Raw genomic sequence first — 13,345 nt, forward strand, 5'->3', positions numbered from 1 at the left:
AAGGCTTCATGACGACATCATTCTCACATTTATCGCTCGCTGAGCCCCTGGCTCGCGCCGTGGCCGAGATGGGCTACGAGTCCATGACCCCCATCCAGGCTCAGGCCATTCCGGTGGTGCTCACGGGCAAAGACGTGATGGGGGCCGCACAGACTGGCACCGGCAAGACGGCGGCGTTCTCCCTGCCTTTGCTGCAGCGACTGCTCAAGCACGAAAACAGTTCGACGTCTCCTGCCCGCCACCCCGTGCGTGCCCTGGTGCTTTTGCCCACGCGCGAATTGGCCGATCAGGTGGCCCAGCAGGTCAAGCTCTATGCCAAGTACACCCAGTTGCGCAGCGCGGTGGTGTTTGGCGGCATGGACATGAAACCCCAGACGGCAGAGCTCAAGCGCGGTGTCGAAGTTCTGGTGGCCACGCCAGGGCGTCTGCTTGATCACATCGAGGCCAAGAACGCGGTGCTGAACCAGGTCGAGTACGTGGTGCTGGACGAGGCGGACCGGATGCTGGACATCGGTTTCCTGCCTGACCTGCAGCGCATCCTGAGCTACCTGCCCAAGCAACGCACCACCTTGCTGTTCTCGGCCACCTTCTCGCCTGAGATCAAGCGGTTGGCCAGTAGCTACCTGCAAGACCCGGTCACGATCGAGGTGGCTCGCTCGAACGCCACGGCATCGACCGTGGAGCAGCATTTTTATGGCGTGAACGACGACGACAAGCGCCGTGCCCTGCACCAGGTGCTGCGTCGGCAAGGCATCAAGCAAGCCTTTGTTTTCGTGAACAGCAAGCTGGGTTGTGCCAGGTTGGCCCGTTCGCTGGACCGAGATGGTCTGAAGACGGCCGCGTTGCACGGTGACAAAAGCCAGGACGAGCGCTTGAAGGCCCTTGATGCCTTCAAGAAGGGTGAAGTCGATCTGCTGGTGTGCACGGACGTGGCGGCCCGAGGCCTCGACATCAAGGACGTGCCGGCGGTGTTCAACATGGACATCCCTTTCAACGCCGAAGACTACGTGCACCGCATCGGCCGGACCGGTCGGGCGGGTGCTTCGGGTCTGGCCGTGAGCTTTGTGGGCGGCAACAACGATGCCCGTCTGGTGGCTGACATCGAGAAGCTGATCAAAAAGAAGATCGAAGTCGAGGCCCTGGAATACGACGAAGACCGTCCTCGCGAGCGTATCAACGAAGGGCGCCGCATGTACCAGCAAGGCGAAGGTCGTCCTGCTCCGCGTGAACGTGAACGCGAACGCACCGAGGCAACGGCCGAAGGCTATGGCCGTGAGCGCCGTTCCTATCGCACCCATTCTGCGCCGCGGGATCCGTTTTTTGACCAGCCTTATCAGGCCCCGGTGGTCGATGCAGCACCTGCCTGGGAGGCCGCTGCCAAGGCGCCTGCCAGGGCGATTTCGTCGAACATCAAGCCCAAGCGCAAGGTGGCTGCGTTGTTCAAGGCGGCTGATCCGGTGGTTTCCTGATCTCAGCGCCGGGCTTCTGGCCTTTGGCGAGGCTCAAGGCCGGTAGGAATGCCCTCAACGCCCGGGTTTCTGAGCGGGCGGGCATTTCACCTGGATCAATTCCCGATCTTCTGGTCGCTTGCCCAGGCGCACAGCGCTCAGGCAACCACCCCAGACGCAGCCCGTGTCCAGTGACAGCAAATGGGGGCGATTCTGCCAACCCAGGGTGGACCAATGGCCGAAGGCCACCAGGGTGTCTGCAGTAGCCCTTCCCGGCACGTCGAACCAAGGCAGGTAGCCGGGTGGCCCTCCCTCCGCACTTTCGGTGCTGGCGAATTCCATTTCTCCCTGAGGTGTGCAAAAACGCAGTCGAGTGAGCGCGTTGACGATGACGCGCAGGCGGTCGTGACCGCGCAGGCCATCACGCCATCCCAGGGGCAGGTTGCCGTACATGTTCTGCAGAAAATCAAGCCAGTCCGGGCCGCTCAGCATTTGCTGAACCTCAGCGGCCAAGGCCATGACCTGGGTCGGTGTCCAGCTGGGCAGCACCCCGGCGTGGAACATCAGCACCCCGTTCTCATGGCGCGCCAGGGGCTGGCGGCGCACCCAGTCGATCAGGGTGGCACGGTCGTCGGCCTGGAGGAGGGTCTGGAGGGTGTCTTTGCGACCGGGCGGGCGAAGACCCTGCGCTGCAGCCAGCAAGTGCAGGTCGTGGTTGCCCAGCAGGCAACGGGCAGCGTCGTCCAGTTTCATCAGGCGCCGCAGCACCCCGGCCGAGTCGGGGCCCCGGTTGACCAAGTCGCCCAACAGATAAATCGTGTCACGGCTGGGTGAGAAACCCAGCGTGTCCAGCAGACGGCCCAGGGCATCGTTGCAGCCCTGGACATCACCAATCAAGTACATTGCCATGGTGTTGATTCTCCACTCCCCTGCATGGATTTCCTGCTGATTGCCCTGCTGACCCTGCTCAATGCAGTGTTCGCCATGTCCGAGATGTCCCTGGCATCGAGTCGCAAAGCCCGTTTGACCGCCATGGCCGAGGCGGGCGACAAGGGGGCCGCCACGGCACTCGCCTTGCTTGACAAGCCGACCCAGTTTCTGTCGTCGGTCCAGGTCGGCATCACCTCGATCGGGATGCTCAACGGCATTTTGGGCGAGGCCGCTTTCAGCGATCGTCTGGCCCATTGGCTGGTGAGCTGGAACATGCCTGAGGGCGTGGCCGGTGTCACGGCGACCGCGGTGGTGGTGACCGTGATCACCTTCATCACCATCGTGTTTGGTGAACTGGTGCCCAAGCGCATCGGCCAGCTGTATCCGGAGACGGTGGCCCGTTGGATTTCGCGCCCCATGTCCTGGGTGGCGGTCGGGGCCAAGCCCTTTGTGCGTCTTCTGTCGCTCAGTACCCATGCGGTGTTGCGCTTGCTGCGGGTCGATGATTCGGGAGGGCGCTCGGTCACCGAAGAGGAAATCGTGGCCAGCCTCGAAGAAGGGCTGGACGCCGGGGTCATTGAAGAGCACGAGCATCAGATGGTGCAGAACGTGTTTCGCCTGGATGACCGGCCCCTGACGTCGATGATGTTGCCCCGGGCCGAGATCGACTGGTTGGAGGCCCAAGATACGGTGGCGCAGTGCCTGCAAAGGATTCGCGGTGCAGGCGCGCTGAGCAGTCACTCCTGGTACCCCGTCTGCCGTGGTTCGCTGGACGACGTGGTGGGGCTGATCAGTGTGGCGTCGTTGCTGGAACTGGGGCCGGACCACGTCGGCCCCATCGAGGCCCATGCCTTGCCGGCGGCCTTTCTGCCCGAAACCCTCAGCGGCATGGAATTGCTTGAGCAGTTCCGGGCCCGCGCGGCCCGCATGGTGCTGGTGGTGGACGAATATGGGGTGGTACAAGGCTTGATGACTCCGCACGATGTGCTCGAAGCCATCACCGGCGAACTGCAACCCTTGGCCCAGGCCGATGCCTGGGCCGTGCGCCGCGAGGGAGGATCGTGGCTGTTGGATGGCCTGATGCCCGTGGATGAATTGCGGGCTCGATTGGATATTCGCGAATTGCCCGATGAAGAGCGCGGCCGCTACAACACCCTGGCAGGCCTGCTGATGTTTGAATCCGGTCATTTGCCTGCGACGGGTGAACGCATCGAGTGTGCTGGCTGGATTTTTGAAGTCGTCGATCTTGATGGTCGAAGAATTGACAAAGTTCTGGCCTGGCCCCTGGGTACCAGCCCCTGAGTGCCTGGGCATTTGGCCGCGTTGCCGGCGCTTCAATAATCAGGTGCCTGTGTCTGCTTCGTGAAGATAATCCTCAAATTGCAGAAGGGCTCAGCCCTGATCTTTGTACGGCTTGAATTTATTTCTATAATGGGGTTTTAAACACGAATGGGTTGATCAAATCATGAGCACCACTTACAAGGATCTACTGAAGCAACGCGAAGCCCTTGAGCAGCAAATTCAAGAAGCCCGCAAGCGTGAAACCGCTGACGCGGTGGCGCAAGTGCGTACTTTGGTGGCTGATTTTGGTCTGACGGCCGAAGATATTTTCCAGGCACCGCGCGCCCGCAGCAGTTCTGCTGCCAAGGGTGGCAAAGTGGCTGCCAAATACCGCAATCCCGCCACAGGCGAAACCTGGACTGGCCGCGGCAAGGCCCCTAAGTGGATTCAAGATCAGGACCGTGCTCAATTTCTGATTGCCGCGTGATCCCCTGATGATTGATTGAATCCCGTTCTGCGCTTCAGGCGCATGACAACAAAAAGCCCGTGCAGAAACACTTCTGCACGGGCTTTTTGTTGTCTCGTTGGTCAAGAACATTGGGGTTCTCGCGCGTGGTAGCCGAACTTGTGTCTAAATGTGTTTGAGACCCTGCCTTCCGGTGGGCTCATGGATCGGCGGGTTTGATGATGTGAATTGATATAGTGAAAATCATGTGTTTTTGATTTTCATTTTGGGTGCGTGAAGGTATTTGAGATTGGCGTGTTGGCTATCTCCTTGAATTGTCAGTGTCGGCAGAGCGCTTTGTCATTCAAGCAAGGTGCGCCGCAAGGCGGACCCCATATCAGGCCGCAGCGTTGCGCGGATGAAATGAACGGCTGAACCCGTCTGTTCGGCTGGTGCTCAGGATTTCGTCATCCGCAGGAAGACCGGTGCTTTTTGGGAGCGCCATGCCCTGCCGCCTCGATTTTTCCATGGCGGTTCTCCGTTCGTTTTCGCATCGTCGCTGACAAGTCCTTCATGCACCGAACCGGGGCAGGCGGTGCGGCCTCGGCCCGGGATGGGCCTGCCGTGTCATCGGTCATGGGGTGAGTCCAATGATCAGACCTTGCTGCGGGCTGACGAAGACCGTTCTCTAGCAGCCGACCGACGGGATTGAGGTATTTAGGCCGCAATGCTCCACATTCTTATTGTCGATCGGTCGTTTTTGCCTGATAAAGGATGTAACGAAATCGATAGGCTGTCAGCATGAAGGACCAAGACGCCAGTCTTCAGGCGCGAAAAATAACGACCCGACTGGGGATGGCTGCCGGGGTGCTTCTTTCATTGTTGATGTTGTCACCCCCGGTGCGGCTGTTTGAGCGGGGTGAGGGTTTGTGGCTGGGTTTGCACCTTCTGCTGGAGTTGTCGGCCGTGGTGGTGGCCTCTTTGGTGGTGGCCGTGTCCTGGTACTCGCTGGACCGGGTGCAGCGGAGGCAGTCCAATGCCCTGATTTTCGGCTTCACGGTGACGGCTGTCTGCGATTTGTTGCACGCGCTGTCCTACGCCGGGATGCCGCCTTTGTTGTCCACATCGAGTACCTCCAAGGCGATTTACTTCTGGTTGGCCGCTCGGATTTTCGAAACCCTGGCGTTGACGCTGCTGGCGATCAACCTTCGCCTGCCGGGTGCGGCCGGACGCTGGTTCGGAGCCGCCGTGGCGGTTTCGCTGGGCTTGTTCGGGCTGTTCACCTGGCCGCCAGCGGGTTTGCCTGCGGTCTATGTGCCGGAATACGGCCTGACGACATTCAAGGTGTTTGTCGAATACCTGCTGTGTCTGGTCAACCTGGCGATTGCGGTCACTTTCTGGGGCTCGGCACAGCGCACCGGCCGATCGCGTGGGTATTGGCTGGCGGGGGCCTGTTTCGTGATGGCCTTGGGCGAGGTCGTGTTTGCCAGCTACCACGCGCCAGAAGATTCACTCAATGTGCTGGGGCATGTCTTCAAGGTGCTGGCGGATTGGCTCATCTTCCGGGCCGTGTTTGGCATCAACATTCGCCAGCCCTATGAACTGGTGAGGCGGACCGAAGCCTCGTTGCGTGATCGGGAGGCCCAACTGGCTGCCCTGGCCAGGAATATTCCCAACGGACTGCTTTTTCAGGCCGAACGTGACCTGCAGGGCCACAACAGATTTGTGTATGTGAGCGATGCGGTGCAGCGTGTGGGCGGCATGAACATGGCCGATGTTGTGCGCGATCCGATGTTGTTGTACGGGCGCCTGCTACCCGAGGACCTGGACTTGCTACGCGCGGCAGAGGCCGAATCAGCGCGTTCGATGTCCGTGTTGGATGTGGTGGTGCGCATGCCTGGCAAAAATGGGGTCATGCGGTGGCTGCGTGTCTGCTCGGCGCCCAGGCCTTTGGACGATGGTCGCGTCATGTGGGACGGGCTGGTGTTGGACATCACCCGTGAAAAGTTGGACGAGCAATTGCAACGCAGCAATGAAGCCGTCTTGCGCACCATGGTCGACAACATGCCATTTGAGGCCTGGGTGCGGGACGAGCAGGAACGCCTCGTGCTCGAGAACCCGGCACGGGTGGCCCATTTCGGCACCCAACTGGGCCTGACACCGGCTCAGTGCACCGACCAGGTGGAAGAGCAGGCACGCTGGGCACGCTACAACGCCCGAGCCTGGCAAGGCGAAGTGATCGAATACGAGATGGACACCCCGGTGCAGGGCCGGATGCGCTCGTTCCTGTGCATCGTGGCGCCTCTTTGGCAGGGTGAATCGGTGCGGGGACTGGTGGGCTTCAACATTGATGTCACCCCCCGCAAAGAGGCAGAGCGACGGGCCCATGAGAAGGATGCGCAACTGGCCAGCATTCTCATGCAGATGCCCGGTGGGGTGTCGCGGCTGGATCGCGACCTCAGGTTTCAGTTTGTCAACCAGGCCCACGCCTCCTGGTTCGGTCATTCGGTCGAGGCCATGCGCGGGCAGCCCTTGTCGGCCATCGTTTCACCGGACCGGCTGCAGCGCATGCTGCCCTTTGTGGAGCGTACCTTGGCCGGGGAGCTGGTCGTTTTCGAGAACCGGGTGGAACTGCCCTCGGGGCAGGTGCGCTACCGCCACACCACATTGGCGCCCGAGCGTGGGGCGGACGGCGCGATCGTCGGCTTCATTGCCTTTGCCATCGACACCACCGAACGCAAGACCATGGAACTGGCCCTGGAGCAGAACCAGACCCGCCTGCGAGCCCTGGTCAATGCACTGCCTGACATGGTGTTCCTGAAGGACATCGAAGGCCGTTACCAATATTGCAATCCGGTTTTCGAGCGATTTGCCGGGCACGGCGAGGCCGCCATCATGGGGTGCACCGACGAGCAACTGTTCTCGGTGGAGGCCGCCCGGCATTACCGTGCCCGGGACCTGGAAATGCTGAAATTGAAGCAGGCGATGATCTACGAAGAGGACATGGTGTTCTCGGATGGTCACCATGGCTTGTTCGAAACCATCAAGACACCCATTCGGGACAATGAAGGCCAAATCACGGGCATTCTGGGGGTGGCGCGTGACATCACGGATCGCAAGCGAGCCGAGCGCGAAATCGAGCGCCTGGCTTTCTACGATGCACTGACCGAACTGCCCAATCGTCGCCTGCTGATCGATCGCCTGCATCAAGCCTGCCTGTCCAGCGAGCGCATGGGGCATCACGGGGCCCTGTTGTTCCTGGACCTGGACAACTTCAAGGATCTGAACGACACCTTGGGCCACGCCAAGGGCGATCAACTGCTGGTGCAGGTCGGGCGCCGGCTCGTCAAGTGCGTGCGGCAGTGCGATACGGTCGCGCGCTTCGGAGGCGACGAGTTTGTGTTGATGCTGGAAGACCTGGCCCATGACCGGGCTGCGGCCGCGGAGCAGACCGAACGTGTGGCTGAAAAGCTGCTGGCCAGCATGAACAAGCCTTTTGACCTCAACGGCCTGGAGTACTACAGCACACCCAGCATCGGCATCACTCTGTTCCAGGGCGACGAAACCCCGATTGATGAGTTGCTCAAGCGTGCCGACCTGGCCATGTATCAGGCCAAGGCGAACGGGCGCAACACGCTGCGCTTCTTTGACCCGCAGATGCAGGCCGCCGTCACCGCACGTTCGGTGCTGGAGGGCGACCTGCGGCAGGGCCTGCTGCGCCATGAACTGCTGCTGTACTACCAACCCGTGGTGGACGACGCGCGTCGCATCACCGGTGCCGAGGCCTTGGTGCGCTGGGCGCATCCGCAGCGCGGCATGGTCTCGCCGGGGGAATTCATCCCCTTGGCCGAGCAGACGGGACTGATCCTGCCCCTGGGTCTGTGGGTGCTCGACCAGGCCTGTGCCCAGCTCGTGAGGTGGTCAGAGCAGGAGGCCACGCGTGACCTGACCATTTCTGTCAATGTGAGCGCCCGGCAATTCAGACACCCTGATTTCGTGTCCTGGGTACGCCAGAGCCTGTCGCGCTCCGGGGCTCGGGCGCGATGTCTGCAACTGGAGTTGACGGAGAGCCTTCTGCTCACCGATGTGGAGGACATGATTGCCAAGATGACCGAATTGCGCATGGAAGGCGTGCGCTTTTCGTTGGACGACTTTGGCACCGGGTACTCCAGCCTGAGCTATCTGAAGCGTCTGCCGCTGGATCAGTTGAAAATCGATCAGTCCTTTGTGCGTGATGTCCTGGTTGATCCCAACGACGCTGCCATCGTCCGCACCATTCTGGCTTTGGCCGGCAGCCTGGACCTGGCCGTGGTGGCCGAAGGGGTCGAGACGCTGGGACAGCTCGAATTTTTGTTTCAAAGTGGGTGCCGAGCCTTTCAGGGCTACCTCTTCGGGCGGCCGTCGCCAGTCGATGTGCTTGAGCGAGCGCAAGGCTTGGTCGAAAACGAGCGCCAGGAGCGCGGCACAATCCTCGGATGAGTCAGCAGATCGAAGTTTTGGTGGCCGGTGGTGGGATTGGCGGCTTGGCCGCCGCCCTGGCCTGTGCGCAAGCCGGTTGGGTGGTGCGCCTGTTTGAGCGCGCCCCTGTTTTCAGCGAGGTGGGGGCAGGGATCCAGATCAGCCCGAACGTGGTCCGTGTGCTCCATCACTGGGGGCTGGAGGCCGCGCTCAAAGAGGTGGCTGCCTTTCCGGATCGGCTGCAGGTGCGGTCTGCGTTGTCTGGGGCCGTGCTGGGCGGGCTGGCGTTGCGTGGCCGCGCCGAGGCGCGCTACGGCGCACCCTATGCCACCATCCACCGCGCCGACCTGCACCACGTGCTGTTGGAGGCCGTCCGTGCCCATGGGCAGGTGGCGCTGCACCAGGCCTCGTCCGTACTGGGCGTGCATGGGGCGGCCGCTGGGGAGGGGGTGTCACTGGAGCTGGAGGGTCGAAAGCGCATTGAAGGTGATGTATTGGTCGGTGCCGACGGCCTGTGGAGCCAGGTGCGGCGTGAGGTGTGGGGCGACAGTCAGCCGCGTGCCACCGGCCATCTGGCCTTTCGTGCCATGTTGCCGCAATCGTCTTTGCCTGCGGCCTTGAGAACCCAATCTGTCACGGCCTGGCTGGGGCCGCGTCTGCATGTGGTGGCCTACCCGGTGCGGGGGGGCGACTGGCAGAACGTGGTGGCTATCGTGCACGGCGAGGTCGAGGGCGATCTCAGCCATTGGGACCACAGCACCAATGCGCAGCAGTTGCAAATCGCCATGGCCGGGACCTGCGCGGGCTTGCAGGCGCTGATCGGAGCCGTGCCTGAATGGCGCCTCTGGGCCTTGTGCGACCGGCCGCCCGTGGCGGGCGCCGACCAGATGGCTCGCGGGCGTGTGGCCCTGCTGGGCGATGCAGCGCACCCCATGCGCCCCTACCTCGCCCAGGGTGCAGGCATGGCCATCGAGGACGCCCACGCCTTGGCGCAGTCCCTGGCCATGTTCGAGATCGATCTACCCACCCGGCTGCAGCGCTACGCACTGAACCGTTGGCAACGTTGCGCCCGCGTGCAGGCCCGGGCCGAGCGCAACGGGCGCATCTTCCACTCCAGTGGTTTGCTGCGTTGGGGCCGAGACCTGGGCATGCAGCTCCTGGGTGACCGGCTCCTGGACGTCCCCTGGCTCTACGGTGGCGATCCGCTCAACTCTTTGCCGGCGCGCGGCTGAGGCCCTGAGCCTCAGTCGGCAGGCTGGGAGATCTTGCGGGCTTCGTCGATCTGGTATTCAAAGTAGCGCTGAAAACTGTAGACCAGGCTGGCCATCAGCACGCCGGTGCCGATCAACAAGGCGGCTGCCAGCACCGCAACTGTGCCCCAGTGGGTGCGTCCCGGGGGCGCATCACCCGCTGCGCCGGGGTTGTAGCGGCTGTTCCATTTCTCGGGTGTCATCAGTCCGTAGACGATGGCACACAGGGCACAGCCTGCGATGTTGAAACCCATCACGGGCAGCAGCACCCAACTCAAGGTGTCGTCCAGGCCCAGAGCCTGCACCCGCTCAAGACCCCACAGGCCGAGCAGGGTCGGAACCCAAAGCGCCCAGCCCAGCCAGTCACCCCAACCCTTCAAGTAAAAACGATGCAAGCCCAGCGGGCCGCCCAGAAAGGCCAGCCACGCCGCGAGGGTTTTGTTTTTCATGGCCCGACTTTACTCGGGTGAACTGCGGTCGCCCTGACCCAGGCTTTTTTCCATCAGCACGATGTCGAGCCATCGATTGAACTTCCAGCCGCAGGCCTTGAGTACACCGGCCGGAGTGAAGCCGACACTGCGGTGCACGCCGATCGAACCGGCGTTGGCCGAGTCACCGATCACGGCGATCAACTTGCGCACGCCCACGGCCTCGGCCCTGGCGGCCAGTTCGGCCAGCAAGGCGCGCCCCCAGCCCTGGCCCTTGGCCTCCGGGGCCATGTAGATCGAGTCTTCTGCGGAAAAACGATAGGCGGGCCGAGGCTTGAACCAGTTGCAATACGAGAAGCCCACCACCCGGCCCTCGTGCTCCATGACCAGGTAGGGCAGGCCTTTGGCCAGCACGTCAGTGCGCCTTGCGGCCATGTCGGTTTCATTGGGCGGGTCGACCTCAAAAGTACCGGTGCCATGCAGCACATGGTGGGCATAGAGGGCGGTGATGGCGGGTACGTCGGCTTCGGTGCTGGGGCGGATGATCGGCATAAAAACGTGAAGGGGTTATAATCGAGAGCTATTCAGCGTGTCGCTGGCCGGGTGGCTATGTCGCGTGTCTCAACGCTGGAAGAAATTTCGGAAGAAATTCCACCACCCAAGGATAAATCATGGTCGTCATTCGACTCTCCCGCGGCGGCTCCAAGGCCCGTCCGTTCTACAACATCGTCGTCGCAGACAAGCGCGAACGTCGCGATGGCCGCTTCATTGAGCGTCTGGGTTTTTACAACCCCAGCGCCAAGGAATCGGAAGAAGGTCTGCGCATTGCGCAAGACCGTCTGACCTACTGGAAGGGCGTTGGCGCCCAGGCTTCCGACACCGTGGAACGCCTGATCAAGCAACTGGCCAAGAAGGCTGCCTGATCGCGCCACGCGTTCAATCCGCACGCTCTTCGCTTGACTGATTGAGCGCATAGACTGAGCGCATCAACAGGCCGGCAGTGTTCGCACCGCCGGCCTGAATTTTTTTGGGGCCTGCATTTTCATGTCACAGAACTTTCCCCCTCTCGAAGCCGCTGAGCTTCCGGTCGATGCCATCGAGGTGGGTCGCATTGCCGATGCCTGGGGCATCAAAGGCTGGTTCCGGGTGTTGCCTTACAGCGCCTCGCCTGAGGCCCTGTTTTCGTCCAAGCGCTGGTACCTGCAACCGGCTGAAAAAGGGGCCAAGACCTTCACAGGGACCGTGCGCCTGGTGATCAAGGAGGCCAAGGACCATTCGGACTCTGTCGTGGCCACCTCTCTTGATGTGCCTGATCGCAATGCGGCCGAAGCCCTGAAAGGTGCGCGGATTTTTGTGCCGCGCTCCAGCTTCCCGACTGCTGGCGCCGATGAGTACTACTGGGTGGACCTGCTCGGTCTGAATGTGGTGAACCGCGAAGGCCTGGCGCTGGGTGTGGTGCGCGACCTGATGCACACCGGGCCTCAGACGGTGCTGGTCATCGCCTATGAGCAAGACGGCAAGACCCTGGAGCGCATGGTGCCCTTTGTGGCGGCTTATGTGGACAAGGTGGACCTGGCGGGCCGATGCATCACCGTCGATTGGCAGCCTGATTACTGAGCCTGGCCGGCATCAACCCATGCGATTTGACGTCATCACCCTGTTCCCTGAGTTGTTCGAGCCGTTTCTGGCGGCGGGCGTGACGCGCCGGGCCTATGCCTCAGGCCAGGTGAGCGTTCGTCTCTGGAATCCGCGCGATTTTGCCCAAGGCAACTACCGGCGCGTGGATGACCGGCCTTTTGGTGGTGGTCCAGGCATGGTCATGATGATCGAACCTCTGGAGCGTTGCCTGCAGGCCCTGCGTGCCGACCGTGCCAGCCTGGCCGAGGATGAGCGGGCGCCGGTGGTGCTGTTTTCGCCCATCGGGCGGGTGCTCAACCATCCTGGCGTTGAGCGGTGGGCGCAAGGTCCAGGTGCGATCTTGCTGTGCGGTCGTTACGAGGGCATCGATCAGCGCTTCATTGATGCCCATGTCGATGCGCAGATCAGCCTGGGTGATTTCGTGCTGTCGGGGGGCGAGATTGCTGCCATGGCCCTGATCGATGCCGTCACACGTCTGCAGCCCGGTGTGCTCAATGACGAGGGCAGCCACCAATTCGACAGCTTCAATCCGGCCCTCGATGGGCTGCTGGACTGTCCGCACTACACCCGGCCCGAAGTCTGGCAGCCCGGTGAGGGCGCCGCGCCGGTTCCTGTGCCTGAGGTGCTGCTGTCGGGGCACCATGCCCACATCGAGCGATGGCGTCGGGACGAGCGCCTTCGCATCACGGCGCAACACCGGCCTGAACTGATCGTGGCGGCGCGTGAATCCGGTCTGCTGAGTGCCAAGGATGAAGCCGCCTTGGCCAGAAATTCCTGATTGGTTATAATCAAAGGCTTTTCGATCCTCTGGCCGGCCGCTTGATCCGTCATTTTGCGGACAAGCCACCTTGCAAATTCTTCTGAATTGTCCCCAGGGTTGAAGCAGTGTGTCGTGCGCCAGCACGGCGTTTTGCTTCAGTTCTGTGCAGCACGGTGCACGTCATTCCGACACTGCCATCCTGGCGCGGGCAAGATCGTATGAGGTCCTCATGAATCTGATCCAAACTCTTGAGCAAGAAGAAATTGCTCGCCTGAACAAGACCATTCCCGAGTTCGCCCCTGGCGACACCGTGATCGTCAGCGTGAACGTGGTTGAAGGCACCCGCAAGCGCGTTCAGGCTTTCGAAGGCGTCGTGATCGCCAAGCGCAACCGTGGCCTCAACAGTGGCTTCATCGTGCGCAAGATCTCCAGCGGCGAAGGCGTGGAACGTACGTTCCAAACCTACAGCCCGCTGATCGCCAGCATCGAAGTCAAGCGTCGTGGTGATGTCCGCCGTGCCAAGCTGTACTACCTGCGTTCGCGCAGCGGCAAGTCGGCTCGCATCAAGGAAAAGCTGCCGTCGCGTGTCAACAAGGTGGCTGCTGCCGCCTGAGCTTGATAGCTTCTTCCGGGAAAGCCGCTGCAGCCCATGCTGTCAGCGGCTTTTTTGTTTTTGCGGCACACCATCCGGTCTGCCGGGCCATTGC

At 61.9% G+C, this 13,345-nt stretch carries 12 protein-coding genes; 9 read left to right on the forward strand and 3 right to left on the reverse strand.

What is annotated here, in order from left to right:
- Window positions 1–8 precede the first annotated feature (8 nt).
- Window positions 9–1,469: a DEAD/DEAH box helicase gene (locus tag AC07VS_RS14940; RefSeq protein WP_492347875.1), complete on the forward strand. Its 1,461-nt coding sequence runs from the start codon at window positions 9–11 to the stop codon at window positions 1,467–1,469.
- Between the two features lie 54 nt (window positions 1,470–1,523).
- On the opposite strand, the gene AC07VS_RS14945 is transcribed toward AC07VS_RS14940, so the two are convergent.
- Complete coding sequence (locus AC07VS_RS14945) at window positions 1,524–2,357, reverse strand: symmetrical bis(5'-nucleosyl)-tetraphosphatase (RefSeq protein WP_494751340.1); 834 nt, start codon at window positions 2,355–2,357, stop codon at window positions 1,524–1,526.
- A gap of 24 nt (window positions 2,358–2,381) precedes the next feature.
- Here AC07VS_RS14945 and AC07VS_RS14950 point away from each other — a divergent pair, with 24 nt between their 5' ends.
- From AC07VS_RS14950 to AC07VS_RS14965, 4 genes are all read left to right on the forward strand, one after another.
- Window positions 2,382–3,680: a hemolysin family protein gene (locus AC07VS_RS14950; RefSeq protein ID WP_494751341.1), complete on the forward strand. Its 1,299-nt coding sequence runs from the start codon at window positions 2,382–2,384 to the stop codon at window positions 3,678–3,680.
- A 163-nt stretch (window positions 3,681–3,843) separates the two neighbouring features.
- Window positions 3,844–4,146 (forward strand): H-NS histone family protein, encoded by a 303-nt coding sequence (locus AC07VS_RS14955; protein WP_019574726.1) that lies wholly within the window; start codon window positions 3,844–3,846, stop codon window positions 4,144–4,146.
- Between the two features lie 843 nt (window positions 4,147–4,989).
- Complete coding sequence (locus AC07VS_RS14960; RefSeq protein WP_492347878.1) at window positions 4,990–8,583, forward strand: bifunctional diguanylate cyclase/phosphodiesterase; 3,594 nt, start codon at window positions 4,990–4,992, stop codon at window positions 8,581–8,583.
- A complete protein-coding gene (locus AC07VS_RS14965) occupies window positions 8,580–9,794 on the forward strand; it encodes an FAD-dependent monooxygenase (protein ID WP_492347879.1) in 1,215 nt (404 codons plus the stop codon). The genes AC07VS_RS14960 and AC07VS_RS14965 overlap by 4 nt, the downstream gene beginning before the upstream one ends.
- An 11-nt stretch (window positions 9,795–9,805) precedes the next feature.
- Here AC07VS_RS14965 and AC07VS_RS14970 read toward each other — a convergent pair whose 3' ends face one another.
- Both AC07VS_RS14970 and AC07VS_RS14975 read right to left on the reverse strand, forming a co-directional pair.
- Window positions 9,806–10,261: an NINE protein gene (locus AC07VS_RS14970; RefSeq protein WP_492347880.1), complete on the reverse strand. Its 456-nt coding sequence runs from the start codon at window positions 10,259–10,261 to the stop codon at window positions 9,806–9,808.
- A 9-nt stretch (window positions 10,262–10,270) separates the two neighbouring features.
- The gene (locus AC07VS_RS14975; RefSeq protein ID WP_492347881.1) at window positions 10,271–10,792 is read right to left on the reverse strand and encodes a GNAT family N-acetyltransferase; all 522 of its coding nucleotides are present in this window, start codon (window positions 10,790–10,792) and stop codon (window positions 10,271–10,273) included.
- A 119-nt stretch (window positions 10,793–10,911) separates the two neighbouring features.
- Between AC07VS_RS14975 and rpsP the strand changes: the two genes are divergently transcribed.
- The 4 genes from rpsP (at window position 10,912) to rplS (ending at window position 13,251) form a co-directional block, all read left to right on the forward strand.
- Window positions 10,912–11,163, forward strand: a complete 252-nt coding sequence (gene rpsP / locus AC07VS_RS14980; RefSeq protein ID WP_019574721.1) for a 30S ribosomal protein S16 — start codon at window positions 10,912–10,914, stop codon at window positions 11,161–11,163.
- A gap of 121 nt (window positions 11,164–11,284) precedes the next feature.
- Entirely contained in the window at window positions 11,285–11,857 is a 573-nt protein-coding gene (gene rimM / locus AC07VS_RS14985; RefSeq protein WP_492347882.1) for a ribosome maturation factor RimM, read from the forward strand.
- Between the two features lie 19 nt (window positions 11,858–11,876).
- Window positions 11,877–12,656, forward strand: coding sequence for a tRNA (guanosine(37)-N1)-methyltransferase TrmD (gene trmD, locus AC07VS_RS14990; protein ID WP_492347883.1), 780 nt, complete (start codon window positions 11,877–11,879; stop codon window positions 12,654–12,656).
- A gap of 211 nt (window positions 12,657–12,867) precedes the next feature.
- On the forward strand, window positions 12,868–13,251 hold the full coding sequence (gene rplS / locus AC07VS_RS14995) for a 50S ribosomal protein L19 (protein ID WP_492347884.1): 384 nt from the start codon (window positions 12,868–12,870) through the stop codon (window positions 13,249–13,251).
- Window positions 13,252–13,345 lie beyond the last annotated feature (94 nt).

This window comes from Curvibacter sp. GW821-FHT01G03, assembly GCF_059422285.1.

Bases quoted from the DNA above. Each gene is read 5' to 3' on its own strand.
- AC07VS_RS14940 (WP_492347875.1), top strand. From the start codon at position 9: ATGACGACATCATTCTCACATTTATCGCTCGCTGAGCCCCTGGCTCGC.
- AC07VS_RS14945 (WP_494751340.1), bottom strand. From the start codon at position 2,357: ATGGCAATGTACTTGATTGGTGATGTCCAGGGCTGCAACGATGCCCTG.
- AC07VS_RS14950 (WP_494751341.1), top strand. From the start codon at position 2,382: ATGGATTTCCTGCTGATTGCCCTGCTGACCCTGCTCAATGCAGTGTTC.
- AC07VS_RS14955 (WP_019574726.1), top strand. From the start codon at position 3,844: ATGAGCACCACTTACAAGGATCTACTGAAGCAACGCGAAGCCCTTGAG.
- AC07VS_RS14960 (WP_492347878.1), top strand. From the start codon at position 4,990: ATGTTGTCACCCCCGGTGCGGCTGTTTGAGCGGGGTGAGGGTTTGTGG.
- AC07VS_RS14965 (WP_492347879.1), top strand. From the start codon at position 8,580: ATGAGTCAGCAGATCGAAGTTTTGGTGGCCGGTGGTGGGATTGGCGGC.
- AC07VS_RS14970 (WP_492347880.1), bottom strand. From the start codon at position 10,261: ATGAAAAACAAAACCCTCGCGGCGTGGCTGGCCTTTCTGGGCGGCCCG.
- AC07VS_RS14975 (WP_492347881.1), bottom strand. From the start codon at position 10,792: ATGCCGATCATCCGCCCCAGCACCGAAGCCGACGTACCCGCCATCACC.
- rpsP (WP_019574721.1), top strand. From the start codon at position 10,912: ATGGTCGTCATTCGACTCTCCCGCGGCGGCTCCAAGGCCCGTCCGTTC.
- rimM (WP_492347882.1), top strand. From the start codon at position 11,285: ATGTCACAGAACTTTCCCCCTCTCGAAGCCGCTGAGCTTCCGGTCGAT.
- trmD (WP_492347883.1), top strand. From the start codon at position 11,877: ATGCGATTTGACGTCATCACCCTGTTCCCTGAGTTGTTCGAGCCGTTT.
- rplS (WP_492347884.1), top strand. From the start codon at position 12,868: ATGAATCTGATCCAAACTCTTGAGCAAGAAGAAATTGCTCGCCTGAAC.